Origin of the sequence: Streptomyces sp. NPDC048560 (assembly GCF_040650955.1) — a bacterium.
GTDB lineage: Bacteria > Actinomycetota > Actinomycetes > Streptomycetales > Streptomycetaceae > Streptomyces.
In genome coordinates this window covers 359609-376022 of record NZ_JBEZIJ010000005.1, presented here as the reverse complement: position 1 = coordinate 376022, position 16414 = coordinate 359609, and the positions used below count along the sequence as shown (strand labels likewise).

The window sequence follows — 16414 nt, the reverse complement described above, 5'->3', positions numbered from 1 at the left end:
GCAGAGACCTTCACCAAAAGCGCCCCACGCCCGGCCTCGGACTGGTCAACTTTGTAGCGGGCACACAAGGCGTACGGCACAGCAACGCATTCACAGGAGGCCGCCGGTGAGACGAGCGCGCCCGGGGGCGCCGCCCCGAGGGACGGGAAGCCGCGCCCTGACCAGCGTCGGGGCGGGCTCCGACTTCGGTGCCGGGCTGCCCGCGGACAGCATCAGGGACCGCGCCGAGCAGGAACCGGTGGCGGCGCGGGAGGAACGGACCCAGTCGAAGCTCTGGCACATCACCCTCAGCGTCTCGGGTTCGGAGATCCCGCTGAAGGAGGTCAGGCGCGGCCTCGAACAGCTCGCCCACGACCACCCGTTCCTGCTGACCAGCCGGTACGCCAACGACCACGCGGAGATCCGCTACTGGGAAGAGGCCCGCGACCTCCACGACGCGGCGGCCGTCGCCCTGCGCCTGTGGGGCGAGCACCGCTCCAGCGCCAAGCTCCCGCCCTGGGAGATCGTCGGCCTGGAGGTCATCGACCGGGAGACGTACCACCTGCGCATCGCCGAGGGGTACGGGCCACCGCCCGCGGCTCCGGTCGGGGTGCACCCGTACTGACCGGACCGCCGATCTTCGAAACGGCCGTCTCGCATCACGGGATACGTGACAGATGCCCGCAGCGTGCGCATTACCCTGCGGGCATGACCACGCTTTCGCCGTACGACAACATGTCCCCGGTCGCCCAGGCCGCCTACCGGGCACGCGCCGCCGCCGCGGACATCGCGCCGCTCCCGCGCTCGGCGAAGGACGACGCGCTGCTGGCCATCGCGGACGCGCTCGAAGTACGCACCGGCGAGATCGTCGCGGCGAACGCCGAGGACGTCGCCCGTGCCCGCGAGGCCGGGACCAGCGAGTCGATCGTCGACCGGCTCACGCTCACCCCCGAGCGCATCCGCGCCATCGCCGCCGACGTCCGCGACGTGGCCGCCCTGCCCGATCCCGTCGGCGAGGTGGTGCGCGGCTCGACCCTCCCCAACGGCATCGACCTCCGTCAGATCCGCGTGCCGCTCGGCGTGGTCGGGATCATCTACGAGGCCCGTCCCAACGTGACGGTGGACGCCGCGGCCCTCTGCCTCAAGTCGGGCAACGCCGTACTCCTGCGGGGCTCCTCCTCCGCCTACGCCTCCAACGTCGCCCTGGTCCGGGTGGTACGCGACGCGGTCGGAGGCTCCGGTCTCCCCGCCGACGCGGTCCAGCTCGTGCCGGGGGAGAACCGCGACTCGGTACGCGAGCTGATGCGCGCCCGCGGCCTCGTCGACGTGCTGATCCCGCGCGGTGGCGCCTCCCTGATCCGCACGGTCGTGGAGGAGTCCACGGTGCCCGTGATCGAGACCGGCACCGGCAACTGCCACGTCTACGTGGACGCGCAGACCGACCTCTCCATGGCCGTCGACATCCTGATCAACTCCAAGGCGCAGCGCCCGAGCGTGTGCAACGCCGCCGAGACCCTGCTCGTCCACAAGGACGTCGCCGCCGAGTTCCTCCCCCTGGCCCTGGACGCCCTGGCGGAGGCCGGGGTGACGGTCCACGGCGACGAGCGCGTCATGGAGTACGCCGCGAGCTCGAAGGCCACCCTGGTGGAGGCGACACCGGAGGACTGGGAGACCGAGTACCTCTCGTACGACATCGCGGCGGCCGTCGTGGAGTCGCTGGACGCCGCGGTCGCGCACATCCGGCTCTGGTCCTCCGGCCACACCGAGGCGATCGTGACCACGTCGCAGGCGGCGGCCCGCCGCTTCACCCAGCTGGTCGATTCCACGACCGTCACCGTGAACGCCTCCACGCGCTTCACCGACGGCGGCCAGTTCGGGTTCGGCGCCGAGATCGGCATCTCCACGCAGAAGCTGCACGCCAGGGGGCCCATGGGGCTTCCGGAGCTGACGTCCACGAAGTACATCGTCACCGGCGACGGCCACATCCGGTAGCCGCGAACGGGCCGAGTTTGTGTGCTCTCTGCCCAAATCGCCCCGGCGCGGCTACGCTGAAGCCGTGCCGGACGACGTGGGAGGCAGGCCGTTCCAGGACGGCTGGGAGCCCGACGACGACCGCGGGGGCGCGGACGAGGACTTCGCCTCCGTGGTGTTCGACGAGGCCTTCGTACGGGCCGCGCAGGTCCATGAACCCACCGCGGTGGAGCGGCTGCTCTCCGCGGCGCAGGCGCGGGCCGAGGCCGAGGCGGCCCGGGCGCGCGCCGGCGGCGGCCCCATGGACGACGACCTCTACGACGAGGACTACGGCCCGGACGGCGTGTACGGCCGCAGGCGGCCCTTCGGGGCCTCCGCGGACCCCGACGGGGACGAGGACGACTACAGCGGCCCGTACGGGCGCCACGGCGGCGCGCTGCGCCCCTACCGCGGCTCCGCGCGCTGGCACCGGCCGGTGGCCTGGCTGCTCGCCCTGCTGATGGGGATCGGCATGGTCGCACTGGCCTTCTCCGCCGTGTACCGGGGAGCCGCCGCCAACCGCCAGGACCAGATCCCGCAGCCGGTGACGAGCGGTGTCGACAAGCCGGGCGGCAGCGACCGCCCGGTCCCCGCCGGCCACTCCCGCCCGACCGTCTCCGCGGTGCCCCGCACCCCCTGACGGCCGACCGCCCGCGGCCCCTTTCCCACTGATGGCGGCTCCCGCGTTTACCTTCCGCCGGATCGACCTACTCTGAAGATGCGACCCCTCTTCCGGAGGGGGCTTCTCACTTGTCCGGTTGTGCGCCCGCGTACGTGTCGGCGATCGGGAGAAGTCATGACTGGCCGCGGAGAACCGCCGGAAAACCCGCCTGACGAGCCCGCGGGCGGCGAGGACGAGTACCGCTCGCTCGTCTTCGACGAATCGTTCATCCGCGCTGCCCGGCTCCAGGAGTTCTCCGCACAGGAACGCATGGGCGACCACGCCCTCGCCGTCCGCTCACTGCCCGGCCGCGCCGCCCGCCACGGCTCCAAGGCCGCCATCGCCCTGGTCCTGCTCATCGCCCTCGCCTTCACGACGGCCGTGTACATCGGCTTCCGCAGCAACCCCTACCCACCGCCCACCGTCAGGCGTGCGGAGCCGCTGAAGGCGACCGTGGTGCCCCTGGCCCCCCGGGGCGCCGTGCCGGGCGGCACCCCCGCCGCCCTCTACGAGGCGAGCCCGGCGGCGGCGTTCCGGTCCGGCGGGGAAGGGATCACCTTCCCCGGGATCCGGCGCACGCACAGCTTCTCCGTCAGTCAGATCACCGCCGCCCTGACGACGGCCAAGGATTACCTGGTGGGATCCTCGCTGGACCCCGACGTGCTGAGCGGGGCGTCCACGCGGCCCGTCGAGCGTCTGCTGGACCCCGGCCAGACGGCCCAGTTCGACCGGAGCGTGAACTCACCCGCCGACGACGGCCGGCACTCCGCCACCGGCTGGCTCGTGCGCTTCGATCCCGCAACCGTCGAGCTCGCCGACCCGAACGTGAGGGTCAAGGGCACGCTGGCATACGCGGAGGTGGGAGCGGACACCCTGGAGGTCGTCTCGGACCACACGTTCACGTACGCGCTGCGCCCGGTCGGTTCCGGCCCGCGGAGCGAGGGCGACGCCTCGCTGTTCACCGTGCGGCGGGAGCTGCGTTTCCAGCTCGACCGTGAGGACCTGCGGCTGCACCGCCTGGAGGTCAGGACGGCCCAGGTACAGGCCGGACCCCAGTCCTGCTCGGCGGACACGGCCGACTCGCTGGTACCGCTGCTGGCGGGGCAGCGGGCGGACGACCGGGGACCGGCGGGCACGGACCCGTACGCCACGGGTCCGCGCCCGACGGCGCTGTGCGGAACGCTGGTGGTCAGCTCCGCTCCGGCCCGGAACTCTGCTCAGGGTCCTGCGGCGGACGCTTCCCCGTCTGCCCGCCCGTAGCCCCGCCGCCGCCCGCGCCCGTGAACTTGTCCCGGAGCTTGCCGCCCAGGTCCCCCGCACCGCCCGCGATGTCACCGACCAGCTTCATCAGCGGGTCCTTGCTGGTGCGCACCGTGTCCGCGTAGTGCGAGGCGGACTCCCGGAAGGAGTCCGTGACCGAGGTGTCCTTGTCCTCGTCGCGCCGGGGGTAGTGGCCGTCCATGATCCGCTGGTGGTCGCGGGTCTCCGACCACTTCTTCAGCTCCGCTGCCCGCACCGTGGTGAACGGGTGCGAGCGGGGCAGCACGTTGAGGATCTTGAGCACGGAGTCGCGCAGGTCGCCGCCCTTCTCGTACTCGTCGGCCTGGGCGAGGAACGCGTCCACGTTCATCTCGTGCAGATGGTTGCCACCGGCGATCTTCATCAGGCCCCGCATGGAAGCCTGCAGATCCTGGCCGACCAGCAGCCCCGCCCGGTCCGCCGACAGCTCGGACTTGCGGAACCACTCGCGCAGCGCCGTCACGATCGTCATGATCGCGACGTTGCCGAGGGGGATCCAGGCGATCTTGAGGGCCAGGCTGGTGAGGAAGAGCAGTATCGTCCGGTACACCGAATGGCCGGACAGCGCGTGGCCCACCTCGTGGCCCACGACGGCCCGCATCTCCTCCTCGTCCAGCAGCTCGACCAGGCCCGTCGTCACGACGATGATCGGCTCGTCAAGCCCGATGCACATCGCGTTCGGCCGGGGGTCCTGAGTGACGTACATCGGAGGGACCTTCTCCAGGTCCAGGATGTAACAGGCGTCCCGCAGCATCGCGTTGAGGTGGGAGAACTGGGCGTCGCTCACCCGGACGGAGTCGGAGAGGAAGAGCAACCGCAGACTGCGCTCGGGGAGCAGCCCGCTGAGTGCCTTGAAGACGGTGTCGAACCCCGTCAGCCTGCGCAGGGCCACCAGCGCCGAACGGTCCGCCGGATGTTCGTACGCCCGGGAGGAGATTCCCGGGAATCGCCTGCGCTGCCTGCTCGGCACGTTCTCCTGGCTGCTTTCGGTCATGGAAGGCCCCCTGTTCGTACGAGTTGTGGCTCGTCCCCCTGGCAAATCCCAGCGTATGTGCTGGCGCAACGGTGTGCGGGAGGCTGTGGACAACTGTCAGGACGCCCGAAATGCCGTACACCGTCGCACTGCTCGCCGCCGCCTCCGGGCAACAGGGACCGGCCGGCACGCTTCGGATCGGGCTGCTCGTACCGATCGTCGGCGCCGTACCGCCGGCCTGGTTCCTGCCGCGGGGTCACGGCAACGAGGACAACAACGTCTGAGTCGGCGTGAGCGTGCCCGAGGCTCCCGCATACGATGTCGACGACGTCTTCCTTACGACTCCCGACGAAAAGGTCCCGCCGAAGATGAGCCTCACGAGCACCGCGCACCAGCTGGTCACTCTCGCCTCCGAAGGCGGCGAGTCCGGTGGTAACCACGAAAGCCTCAACCCGTACCTCACCGGCGGCGGTGCGTTCCTCGCGCTCCTGCTGCTGCTGTGGATCACCACCTCCTTCAACCGCGACCGCTGAGGCAGAGGCGAACGGCCGTACCAGTAGGGTCTGCACGCATGGGAGAGCAGGAAGTGCCTACCGGCCGCGCCAAGCGCCGACTCGGCGTGATGGGCGGGACGTTTGACCCGATCCATCATGGACACCTGGTGGCGGCCAGCGAAGTGGCCGCCCAGTTCCACCTCGACGAGGTCATCTTCGTCCCGACCGGGCAGCCCTGGCAGAAGAGCCACAAGCAGGTCTCGCCGGCCGAGGACCGCTATCTGATGACGGTCATCGCCACGGCGTCGAACCCGCAGTTCTCCGTGAGCCGCCTGGAGATCGACCGCGGCGGTCCGACGTACACCATCGACACGCTGCGGGACCTGCGCGCGCTCCACGGTGACGCGGACCTCTTCTTCATCACCGGCGCCGACGCGCTCTCCCAGATCCTCACCTGGCGGGACGCGGAGGAGCTGTTCTCGCTCTCCCATTTCATCGGCGTGACCCGCCCGGGGCATGTGCTCACGGACGACGGGCTGCCCGAGGGCGGGGTCTCCCTCGTGGAGGTTCCGGCCCTGGCCATCTCGTCCACGGACTGCCGCGAGAGAGTCGGGCAGGGGGATCCGGTCTGGTATCTGGTGCCGGACGGAGTGGTCCGGTACATCGACAAACGCCAGCTGTACCGCGGCGAATGAGCCACGGAGAGGGGCACCGGTGAACGACCGACAGAATCCGTACGACCCGTACTACCAGCAGCCGCAGATCGTCGGCTACGACGAGTACGGGCAGCCGGTGTACCAGCAGCCGGGACAGCACGGGCAGCAGCAGGGCGGGCAGACGTACGACCCGTACGCGGAGCAGACCCACCAGCCCCAGCACGGCCAGGGCGGTCAGGCGGGGCAGGGCGGCGATCAGGGCTACGGGTACGACCCGTACGCCCAGCTGCCGCAGCAGCCCCAGCAGTACGACCCCTACGCCGCCCAGCAGCCGCAGGCCGCGCCGCAGCACCACCAGCCGCAGCCGGGGCAGCCCGCGCAGTCCCAGGGGCAGGGCTACGACAGCGGGTACGGAGACTACGGCTACGACACCGGCCGGCAGCAGCCCGTCGCGGCCGACAGCACCCAGCAGTGGAACATGCCGCAGCAGGCCGCCGCTCCCGCGACGGCCCCGCCGGAGCCCGAGCGGCCGTTCGAATCCGAAGCGGAACCGGTCGTCCCCGGACAGCGCGGAGCCGCCCCGGACTACCGCACCGAACAGTTCTCGTTCATCGAGGAGCCCGACGAGGACTCCGAAGACGTGATCGACTGGCTGAAGTTCACCGAGAGCCGCAGCGAACGGCGCGAGGAGGCACGGCGCCGCGGCCGCAACCGGATCGTGGCCCTGATCGTCGTCGCGGTGCTCGTGGTGATCGGCGGTACGGGATACCTCTGGGCGACCGACCGCATCCCCGGACTCTCCGGAACGGACGAGCCGAAGGCCACCGAGGCGGGTGCGCAGCAGCGGGACGTCATCGTGGTGCACCTCCACAACACGAAGAAGGGCGGCACCTCCACGGCGCTGCTCGTCGACAACGTCACCACGAAGCAGGGCACCACCGTCCTGCTGCCCAACTCGCTCGCCGTCGCCACCGACGACGGTTCGACGACCACGCTCGGAAGGTCCGTCGACGAGGACGGATCCACCGCGACGAGCGAGTCGATCGACGCCCTGCTGGGCACCAGCATCAGCGGCACGTGGCGGCTGGACACTCCGTACCTGGAGAATCTCGTCGAGCTGGTCGGCAACATCGAGATCGACACCGACACCGACGTCCCCGACACGCAGAAGGGTGCTTCGCCCCTGGTGAACAAGGGCGAGGCGCAGACGCTGAGCGGCCAGATGGCCGTCGCGTACGCCACCTACCGCGGTCCGGACGAGGCCGAGGCGAAGCAGCTTCTGCGGTTCGGCCAGGTCATGCGGAGCGTTCTGCGGAAGCTGTCGGAGGACCCCAAGGCCGCGACGGTCACGGTGCAGACCCTGGGCCAGATCCTCGACCCGTCGCTGCCCGAGGGTGACCTGGGAGCCTCCCTGGCGAAGCTCGCGGGACACGCCAAGGTCGGCGACTACAAGACCGCGCTGCTGCCGGTACAGCCCGACGGGACGCTCACCGAGAAGGCCACGAACAGCGTGGTCAAGGACGTGCTCGGCGGAGCGGTCAAGGCGCCGGACAAGGACGCGGCCGTCCGGGTGGGCATCAAGAACGCCACCGGGAACACGGACGCCGCCGGGGCGGCCAGAGTGCAGCTGATCAACGGTGGCTACGCCGTCGTCGACGGAGGGAAGAGCGATCCGGCGGCCTCGTCGGCGGTCCTCTACCGGACGGCCGAGGACAAGGCGAAGGCGACCGAGGTGGCCAAGACACTGGGGCTGCCGACGAGCTCGGTGCGCAAGGGCGAGCCCGCGGCGAACGCCGACGTGTCCGTCGTACTGGGCCAGAACTACACGGTCAAATAGCGAACGAACAGCGAAACGACGCGATGGAACGATCGTCGTAGGGGCCGTCGGCGGTCCGTGAGACCCTAGAGGTTGATCTGACCGCCGACGAAAGCCTGCATGTGACCGCCACGGACCGCTCCATCGAGCTCATCAACGCCGCCGCTCAGGCGGCCGCCGACCGGCTCGCGCACGACATCATCGCCTACGACGTCAGCGACGTGCTGTCGATCACTGACGCCTTCCTGCTGGCCTCGGCCCCCAATGACCGCCAGGTCAAGTCGATCGTCGACGAGATCGAGGAGCGGCTGCAGAAGGAACTGGGCGTCAAGCCGGTGCGCCGCGAGGGAGACCGCGACGCCCGCTGGATCCTCCTCGACTACGTCGACATCGTCATCCACGTCCAGCACAGCGAGGAGCGTGTGTTCTACGCGCTCGAGCGCCTGTGGAAGGACTGCCCCGAGATCGGTCTCCCCGAGGACGCGCTCAAGACCCGCGGCAAGGCCGCCGAGCACGCCCAGCTCAACGGTGTCCCGGAAGGTGAGCAGCACTGAACGGCAGCAGCAGCGGCAGGGGCCGCAGGATCGTCCTCTGGCGTCACGGTCAGACGGCGTGGAATCTGGAGCGCCGTTTCCAGGGCTCCACGGACATCGACCTCACCGAAGCCGGCGTCGGGCAGGCCCGTCGGGCCGCCCGGCTGCTCGCTTCGCTGAAGCCGGACGCCATCGTCGCCTCGGACCTGCGGAGAGCGTCGGCCACAGCGGCTGAGCTCGCCGCGGTCACCGGTCTCGCCGTCGCTCACGACGCGGCACTGCGCGAGACGTACGCGGGCGCCTGGCAGGGGCTCACGCACGAGGAGATCATCGAGCGTTACGGCGACCAGTACGCCGCCTGGAAGCGCGGCGAACCCGTGCGCCGGGGTGGCGGTGAGCTGGAGACCGAGGTCGCGGACCGGGCCGCCCCCGTGGTGCTCGGACACGCCGACAAGCTGCCCGACGGCGGCACGCTCGTCGTGGCCAGCCACGGAGGCACGATCCGGACGACCATCGGTCGTCTGCTCGGTCTCGAGGCGCACCACTGGGAAGGACTCGGCGGACTCTCGAACTGCTGCTGGTCCGTGCTCGGCGAGGGCGCGCGCGGCTGGCGCCTGCTGGAACACAACGCCGGCACCCTCCCGGAACCGGTGCTGGGCGACGACGTGTGACGGCTGCCCGGAGGCCACCTCCGGGCCATGTCGGCCGGATTTCACTTTCTGGCTGGTCGCAGGCTAAAGTTCTTCTTGTTCGCAGCGCGGAAACGCGGGAAACAAAGCGGACAGCGGGGCTATAGCTCAGTTGGTAGAGCGCCTGCATGGCATGCAGGAGGTCAGGAGTTCAATTCTCCTTAGCTCCACAATCAAGATCCCGTCCCCGGTTGGGGGCGGGATCTTTTCGTTGCTCACAAGCCGGCCTCCTCGGCGGGCTGACCCTCTTGCGGTGCCATGGCAGAATCGGAGCGCCGGAGGGGGCGAGGACCGATCGGGAGGGAGCGCGATGCCTGCGAGTCGCGAACAGGTCCCGGACCTGCCCGTCCCACCCGCCACCGGCTCCCGGTTCACCTCCACGGCTCCTCCCGCCCCGCCGCTCACCACCTCTGCGGCCGTCGCACCCCGACTCCCTCGTACCTCCCGAACCTCCCGAGACCGAGATCTCCTTGGCTGTCCGTCCTGCGGTTCGTCCCATGTGGCCCAGGTCCTGGGTGACGGCGGCGGGGTTTCCTACGTGTGCACGGCCTGCGGCCACAGTTGGAGCTGACTGATGGGTGCACACAGGCGTAAGTGCGACTGGTGCGGCAGTGGTACGCCCATCGTCCGGGACATGGATCCGGTCAATGCGGACTACCAGTACTGGTGCGAGGAGTGCGCCCAGGCGCTGATCATAAAAGGCGACCCCATCGAGACGTACCGGGAGCTGGAGGGGGAGCCGATCTACGGGCGGCTCCTGGAGGAGCACTGCACCCTCAAGCGGTTCTACTCCTTCGCCACCGCGTGACCCGGAATCGGGCAAATCACCCCAGACGGGAAACGATTTGGTGGAGGACCGGGGGGACCGTGTAATGTTCTCGATGTCGCCAAGGGAAACCGGGCGGCAAGCAGCGAGGGGCTATAGCTCAGTTGGTAGAGCGCCTGCATGGCATGCAGGAGGTCAGGAGTTCAATTCTCCTTAGCTCCACAGTGGAAGAACGGGTCATCCGGATCGGATGACCCGCTCTTCTGTCATTTCCGGTCAGCCGCGTCCGCTGCCGAGGGCCTTGCGGTCGGCGCTGGGCAGTGCCGGGCGCTCCGCCGGTGCCTGCTCGATACGGAGTGCCAGGGCCGGGCAGCGCCGTACGGCCCGCTGGGCGCGTCCGCGCAGGTGCATCGGAACGGAGGCGTCCGCCAGCGCGGGGAACCCGTCGGGGCCCAGCCGGATCAGCTCGGGGACGATGTCGGCGCACAGGCCGTGGCCCTGACAGAGCGTCCAGTCGACCGCCAGCTTCCCGCCGCTCGGAATGGACTCCTCCTGGTCCTGGTAGCCCGGCGCGGGCAGGGGCAGCACCCCGAGGGTCTCCCGGCCGCAGCCACCGTCCAGGACGTGCGCGGCGAGGTCGTCGGTGAACGCGGACAGCGTCGAGGAGAGGAAGCGGGCCGAGCCGTCCGGGTGCTTGCACGCGCCCCGGCCCTTCACCGCCTGGGTCACCTCGCGCAAGGCGGCGAGCGCAGCGGGGCCGCCTCCGTTCAGTACGTCGGAGAGGCCGCCGGCGGCGGCGGGCAGCCCGAGCTTGCACGGCCCGCACTGGCCCGCGGTCTCGGCGGCCAGCCAGTTGGCGATCCGGAGCGACTCGCCGAGCGGACAGGTCCCCTGGGCGATCGGCAGGATGGCGCCGGCCCCGAGCGCGCCGCCCACCGCGGCGAGGGACCTGACGGACACGACGGCGTCGTGCACGGCCTCCGCGTCGATCCAGTTGCCGTGATAGCCGCCGGTCAGCACGCCCTGGGGCATGGGAGGCGCACCGGCGAGCTGGAGGACGTACCGCAGCGGCACGCCGGTCGGCACCTCGATGACCATGGGACGTGAGACGGAGCCGGAGACCGTGAGCAGGACCGTGCCGGGCTCGTCGGGCAGCCCGGTGTGCCCGTAGCGGCGGGGGCCTATCCGGGCGGCGACGGCCAGCTGTGCGTATGTCTCCGCGTTCGACAGCAGCGTCGGGGCGCCGCCGACGCCCGACTCCGCGGCGCGCTCCCGGCGGCCCGGAGGCAGAGCGGGGCCACCGCTCGCCGCCCGGATGACCGACGAGGCCTCACCGGACACCATCCGCTCCGGGGTGCGCACCACCCGGGCCCGCAGTTGCTGTCCGCGCCTGTCGGACAGACCTCGCTCGGCCAGGGCCGCCCGGACGGATATCTCCGTGGAGTTACGGGTGACCGCGACGATCAGGGTGCGTGCGCCGAGGGCCTCGGCGGCCAGCAGCGCGCCGTCCAGGATGAGGTGCGGCGCGCGGTTGAGCAGCACGGTGTCCTTGCGGCAGGCGGGTTCGCCCTCGCTGCCGTTGATGACGACGACCGGCCGGACCCCGCGCCGGATGGAGGCCTTCGCGACCGCGCGGAGCTTCCTCCCGAACGGGAAGCCGGCGCCGCCGCGACCGCACAGGGAGATGGCCTCGGCCAGCTCCGCGAGGCGCTCGCCTGTCATCGGTTCGAGCGGTCCGTGCACCTTCAGATGCATGGCCAGGTCGAGCCGCTCCACCAGGTCGAAACCGCTGGTGAGCTGGGGCAGCCCGACGACACGTACCTCGGGTACGTCGGGGAGGGGGACGTTCACGGTCGTTCTCCTGCGGGTGCGTGCCAGGGTTCACCGGCTGGTGGCGGGTAGAGCGGGCCGGGCAACGGCTCGCCGAGGCGGGCCGTGTCGGCGGTGGAGCTGTACGGGGACGGGGTGTACGGGGACGTGCTGTACGGGGCGGAGCCGGGCGTGGCGGGGCCGTACGGGGACGCGCTGTCAGGGGAGTTGTACGGGGTGGAGCCGTACATGGACGCGCTGTCAGGCGCGTCGTACGGGGTGGGGCTCGGCGGGGACGCGCCGTACGGCGGTGCGGTGTGCTGCAAGGCGTCGTACGGGCCTTCCTGCGCGGGGGCGTAGGCGTGGCCCGGGTCCTGCGCCGGCCGGGCCGCTTGTGCGGGTGGTGCGGGGGAGGGCGTCGGCCAGCGGCTGTCCGGTGCTTCCGGTGGCGGGTCGGCGGAGAGGGAGACGGCCCGGTAGGCGGCCGCTATTCCGCGTCCCTGCGGCGGTGTCTCCGCGATGGCGGGGTTCCCGCCGAGCCGTTCGGAGCTGCGCGGCGGGGCCTCGTACAGGGGCGGTGACGGGGCAGGGAACGTCCGGGGGCGGACCGGCGTGCCCCATACCTCGCGCTCGCTCCCGAACCGATCGGGAGCGTCGGGGGGCGGAACGTTGCCGGTGCCCGGCAACGCGGCCGTGCGCAGTTCCCCGTCCGCCTCGGACGGGAGTGTGCCAGGGCTGAGCAACGCGGTGATCCGTACCGCGATCCGGCGCTTCGCCGGGGGCGGCAGCAGCCGGAGGCACAGCGCCGCCGCCACCGCGACCAGGCACAGGCTGTACATCACGACGACCCAGGTCGCGGCCGACCGGCCGGCGTACAGGCCATGGATCAGCGCCGCGCACCAGGCCGGGTACGCCAGCCCGTGCAGGGCGCGCCAGCGTCCCGCGAACCGGCCGCCGCTGAGGGGGGAGCGCAGCGAGCTGCCCAGCGCGGTGGTGGAGGGGGAAGGGTGCGCGAAGGCGCTGCGCAGAGCGCCGGTCGCCGCGGCGACGATCATCAGGAGGCCGGCGAGCGAGCCGAAGCCGATGAGGCCGGCTGTGCCCCGTACGCCCATGCCGAAGGGTATGAGGGCGCCGATGAGCGTCACATGGCCGAGCGCGACCTTCACGGTGGCATGCAGCAGGAGGAAGCCGAGTGAGGACACGGCCGTGGCGCGGTGGATGCCCTGTGCGAGCAGCCGATGACGAGTGGAGAGGAACAAGCGGTCGGTGGCGAGCAGGCCCCAGGCGACGGTCGCGGTGAGCGACACCAGGGTGAGAACGCCGGTGGTGAAGTCGAGCGCGGCGCGCAAGTCGTCGCTCCCTGCGACGGCGAGCAGCGGAATGAGCACCAGCAGGGCGACGGTCAGCCCGCCCTGCAGGGGGCGGCTCATCCCCGGGGTCGGGGTGGAGGATGAGCGGATCTTGCGATGAGGGTTCATTGGGGCGACTCCGAATGGTTCGGCAATGCGGTCCCGTTGCCGAATGTTAAGACGAGCCATACCGGCCGGTACTAGGATTGGGCGGTTGCCCCGATAGAGGCAGGTACGCGGAGTAACCCCTGCTTCCCGGACCTTCCGTCCATCCCCCGTCCGAGGGCCGGAAGCGCCCGGCCGGGGCCGGGGCGCGTGCGGTACCCTGACGCCATGCGTGCCGTACGCCTTCTGCTTAGCGAGCCGCGCTGATCACTACCGACCGGTGAGAATGCCTGGTCGGACTCGGCGCGGCGTCCCCTCCTGTGCGAGGGGATTTTTCGTTTCCGTAGACGTGTGTCCGTAGACGTGGGCGCCGGCAGATGACGATCGATGGAGCTTTGAGGATCATGAGCGAGACGAACACCGCAGCCGAGACGGCTGCGCCGCACCGCTACACGGCGGCGCTGGCCGCCGACATCGAGGCACGCTGGCAGGACTTCTGGGACGCCGAGGGGACGTACGAGGCGCCGAACCCGACCGGGGACCTGGCGGGCGATCCGGAACTGGTCGCCAAGCCGAAGAAGTTCATCATGGACATGTTCCCGTACCCCTCGGGTTCGGGTCTGCACGTCGGCCACCCGCTGGGCTACATCGCCACCGACGTCTACGCCCGCCACCAGCGCATGACCGGTCACAACGTCCTGCACACCCTGGGCTTCGACGCCTTCGGCCTGCCTGCCGAGCAGTTCGCCGTGCAGACCGGTACACACCCTCGGATCTCCACCGAGGCCAACATGGAGAACATGAAGACCCAGCTGCGCAAGCTGGGGCTGGGCCACGACAGGCGCCGGTCGTTCGCGACGATCGACCCCGAGTACTACAAGTGGACCCAGTGGATCTTCGTCCAGATCTTCAACTCCTGGTACGACACCGAGGCGAAGCGGGCGCGGCCCGTCGCCGAGCTGGTGGCACAGTTCGAGAGCGGGGAGCGGGCGATCGCTGACGGGCGCTCCTGGAGCGCCCTGAGCGCCGCCGAGCGTGCGGAGCTGCTGAGCGAGTACCGCCTGGCGTACGCGTCGGACGCACCCGTCAACTGGTGCCCGGGACTGGGTACCGTCCTGGCCAACGAAGAGGTCACATCGGACGGCCGGTCCGAGCGCGGCAACTTCCCGGTCTTCAAGGCGAAGCTGCGCCAGTGGAACATGCGCATCACCGCCTACGCGGACCGGCTGCTGGACGACCTGGACGCGCTGGACTGGCCGGACGCCATCAAGCTGCAGCAGCGGAACTGGATCGGACGCAGCGAGGGCGCGCGCATCGCCTTCCCCGTGGGCGACGAGCAGATCACCGTCTTCACCACGCGGCAGGACACCCTGTTCGGCGCGACGTACATGGTGCTGGCGCCGGAGCACGACCTGGTCGAGAAGATCGTCCCGGCCGCGTGGCCCGAAGGCACGCACGCCGTGTGGACCGGCGGCCACGCCACGCCGGGTGACGCCGTAGCGGCGTACCGCAAGCAGGCCGCGTCCAAGTCGGACGTGGAGCGCCAGGCCGAGGCCAAGGACAAGACCGGCGTCTTCACGGGCGCGTACGCCATCAACCCCGTCAGTGGCGACAAGGTTCCCGTCTTCATCGCCGACTACGTGCTGATGGGCTACGGCACCGGCGCGATCATGGCCGTTCCGGCGCACGACGTCCGCGACTTCGCCTTCGCGCGTGCCTTCGAGCTGCCGATGCGCTGCGTCGTCGAGCCCTCGGACGACCGTGGCACCGACGCCGCGACGTGGGACGACGCCTTCGCCTCGTACGACGCGAAGATCGTGAACTCCTCGGGCGACGAGATCTCGCTGGACGGCCTGGGCGTGGTCGAGGCCAAGGCCAAGATCACCGAATGGCTGGCCGGGCGGGGCATCGGCGAGGGCACGGTCAACTTCCGGCTGCGTGACTGGCTGTTCAGCCGGCAGCGGTACTGGGGCGAGCCCTTCCCGATCGTCTACGACGAGGACGGGGTCGCACACTCGCTGCCCGCGTCGATGCTGCCGCTGGAGCTGCCGGAGGTCGACGACTACTCGCCGCGCACCTTCGACGCGAACGACGCGAACACCTCGCCCGAGACGCCCCTGTCCCGCAACCAGGACTGGGTCAATGTCGAGCTGGACCTGGGCGACGGCGTCAAGAAGTACCGGCGCGAGACCAACACCATGCCCAACTGGGCCGGTTCCTGCTGGTACGAGCTGCGCTACCTGGACCCGCACAACAGCGAGAAGCTGGTCGACCCGGCCATCGAGCAGTACTGGATGGGCCCCCGCGAGGGGCAGCCGCACGGTGGTGTCGACCTGTACGTCGGTGGTGCCGAGCACGCCGTGCTGCACCTGCTGTACGCGCGCTTCTGGTCCAAGGTGCTGTTCGACCTGGGCCACGTCTCCTCGGCCGAGCCGTTCCACAAGCTGTACAACCAGGGCATGATCCAGGCCTTCGCGTACACGGACTCGCGTGGCGTGTACGTGCCCGCGGCCGAGGTCGAGGAGCGCGACGGCTCGTTCTTCCACAACGGGGAGGCGGTCAGGCGCGAGTACGGCAAGATGGGCAAGTCCCTGAAGAACGCCGTCACGCCGGACCAGATGTCCGCCGAGTACGGAGCCGACACGCTGCGGCTGTACGAGATGGCGATGGGCCCCCTGGACGTCTCGCGGCCGTGGGACACGCGCGCTGTCGTCGGTCAGTACCGGCTGCTGCAGCGGCTGTGGCGCAACATCGTCGACGAGACGACCGGAGAGGCCACCGTCGTCGACACCGAGCCCGACGAGGACACCCTGCGTGCCCTGCACAAGGCGATCGACGGCGTCGGCCAGGACATGGCCGGGATGCGCTTCAACACGGCGATCGCCAAGGTCACCGAGCTGAACAACCACCTGACCAAGGCGGGTGGCCCGCTGTCCCGCCCGGTCGCCGAGCGGCTGGTGCTGCTGGTCGCGCCGCTGGCGCCGCACATCGCCGAGGAGCTGTGGCGCAAGCTGGGCCACACCGACTCGGTCGTCCACCAGGACTTCCCGGTCGCCGACCCGGCGTACGTCGTGGACGAGACCGTGACCTGCGTCGTGCAGATCAAGGGCAAGGTCAAGGCGCGCCTGGAGATCTCGCCGTCGATCACGGACGAGGAGCTGGAAGCGCTGGCGCTGGCCGACGAAGGCGTCGTCGCGGCGCTGGGCGGGGCCGGTATCCGCAAGGTGATCGTGCGCGCACCGAAGCTGGTCAACATCGTCCCTGCCTGACGGTCA

Annotated in this window: 15 protein-coding genes and 2 tRNA genes; 14 read left to right on the top strand and 3 right to left on the bottom strand. The window is 70.5% G+C overall.

The window, feature by feature from the left end; translation table 11 throughout:
• The first annotated feature begins 106 nt into the window (after window positions 1-106).
• The 4 genes from AB0C82_RS16730 to AB0C82_RS16715 all read left to right on the top strand — a co-directional run bounded on the left by AB0C82_RS16730 (window position 107) and on the right by AB0C82_RS16715 (window position 3910).
• Window positions 107-604, top strand: a complete 498-nt coding sequence (locus AB0C82_RS16730; protein WP_362841829.1) for a hypothetical protein — start codon at window positions 107-109, stop codon at window positions 602-604.
• 83 nt (window positions 605-687) lie between these two features.
• Entirely contained in the window at window positions 688-1971 is a 1284-nt protein-coding gene (locus tag AB0C82_RS16725; RefSeq protein WP_362841826.1) for a glutamate-5-semialdehyde dehydrogenase, read from the top strand.
• A 64-nt stretch (window positions 1972-2035) separates the two neighbouring features.
• A complete protein-coding gene (locus AB0C82_RS16720) occupies window positions 2036-2629 on the top strand; it encodes a hypothetical protein (RefSeq protein ID WP_362841823.1) in 594 nt (197 codons plus the stop codon).
• 156 nt (window positions 2630-2785) lie between these two features.
• Complete coding sequence (locus AB0C82_RS16715) at window positions 2786-3910, top strand: hypothetical protein (RefSeq protein WP_362841820.1); 1125 nt, start codon at window positions 2786-2788, stop codon at window positions 3908-3910.
• On the opposite strand, the gene AB0C82_RS16710 is transcribed toward AB0C82_RS16715, so the two are convergent.
• Entirely contained in the window at window positions 3840-4943 is a 1104-nt protein-coding gene (locus AB0C82_RS16710; RefSeq protein ID WP_362841817.1) for a M48 family metallopeptidase, read from the bottom strand. The genes AB0C82_RS16715 and AB0C82_RS16710 overlap by 71 nt on opposite strands.
• 110 nt (window positions 4944-5053) lie before the next feature.
• Between AB0C82_RS16710 and AB0C82_RS16705 the strand changes: the two genes are divergently transcribed.
• From AB0C82_RS16705 to AB0C82_RS16665, 9 genes are all read left to right on the top strand, one after another.
• The gene (locus AB0C82_RS16705) at window positions 5054-5206 is read left to right on the top strand and encodes a hypothetical protein (RefSeq protein WP_362841814.1); all 153 of its coding nucleotides are present in this window, start codon (window positions 5054-5056) and stop codon (window positions 5204-5206) included.
• An 84-nt stretch (window positions 5207-5290) separates the two neighbouring features.
• The gene (locus AB0C82_RS16700; RefSeq protein WP_362841811.1) at window positions 5291-5455 is read left to right on the top strand and encodes a hypothetical protein; all 165 of its coding nucleotides are present in this window, start codon (window positions 5291-5293) and stop codon (window positions 5453-5455) included.
• A 38-nt stretch (window positions 5456-5493) separates the two neighbouring features.
• On the top strand, window positions 5494-6111 hold the full coding sequence (gene nadD / locus AB0C82_RS16695) for a nicotinate-nucleotide adenylyltransferase (protein WP_362841809.1): 618 nt from the start codon (window positions 5494-5496) through the stop codon (window positions 6109-6111).
• Window positions 6112-6130: 19 nt separating this feature from the next.
• Window positions 6131-7909, top strand: coding sequence for an LCP family protein (locus AB0C82_RS16690; RefSeq protein ID WP_362841806.1), 1779 nt, complete (start codon window positions 6131-6133; stop codon window positions 7907-7909).
• A gap of 101 nt (window positions 7910-8010) precedes the next feature.
• The gene (gene rsfS / locus AB0C82_RS16685; protein ID WP_362841804.1) at window positions 8011-8442 is read left to right on the top strand and encodes a ribosome silencing factor; all 432 of its coding nucleotides are present in this window, start codon (window positions 8011-8013) and stop codon (window positions 8440-8442) included.
• On the top strand, window positions 8439-9092 hold the full coding sequence (locus AB0C82_RS16680; RefSeq protein ID WP_362842096.1) for a histidine phosphatase family protein: 654 nt from the start codon (window positions 8439-8441) through the stop codon (window positions 9090-9092). The genes rsfS and AB0C82_RS16680 overlap by 4 nt, the downstream gene beginning before the upstream one ends.
• 115 nt (window positions 9093-9207) lie before the next feature.
• A tRNA-Ala gene (locus AB0C82_RS16675) sits at window positions 9208-9280 on the top strand.
• A gap of 404 nt (window positions 9281-9684) precedes the next feature.
• Window positions 9685-9918, top strand: a complete 234-nt coding sequence (locus tag AB0C82_RS16670) for a hypothetical protein (protein WP_362841802.1) — start codon at window positions 9685-9687, stop codon at window positions 9916-9918.
• 107 nt (window positions 9919-10025) lie between these two features.
• Window positions 10026-10098: transfer RNA gene (locus AB0C82_RS16665), tRNA-Ala, on the top strand.
• Window positions 10099-10152: 54 nt separating this feature from the next.
• Here the strand turns inward: AB0C82_RS16665 and AB0C82_RS16660 are convergent.
• Window positions 10153-11727: an NADH-ubiquinone oxidoreductase-F iron-sulfur binding region domain-containing protein gene (locus tag AB0C82_RS16660; protein ID WP_362841799.1), complete on the bottom strand. Its 1575-nt coding sequence runs from the start codon at window positions 11725-11727 to the stop codon at window positions 10153-10155.
• Window positions 11724-13115 carry a hypothetical protein gene (locus AB0C82_RS16655; protein ID WP_362841797.1) on the bottom strand — a complete coding sequence of 464 codons (1392 nt, stop codon included), beginning with the start codon at window positions 13113-13115 and terminating at the stop codon, window positions 11724-11726. The genes AB0C82_RS16660 and AB0C82_RS16655 overlap by 4 nt, the downstream gene beginning before the upstream one ends.
• 428 nt (window positions 13116-13543) lie before the next feature.
• Here AB0C82_RS16655 and leuS point away from each other — a divergent pair, with 428 nt between their 5' ends.
• Window positions 13544-16408 (top strand): leucine--tRNA ligase, encoded by a 2865-nt coding sequence (leuS, locus tag AB0C82_RS16650; RefSeq protein ID WP_362841795.1) that lies wholly within the window; start codon window positions 13544-13546, stop codon window positions 16406-16408.
• The last annotated feature ends 6 nt before the right edge of the window (window positions 16409-16414 follow it).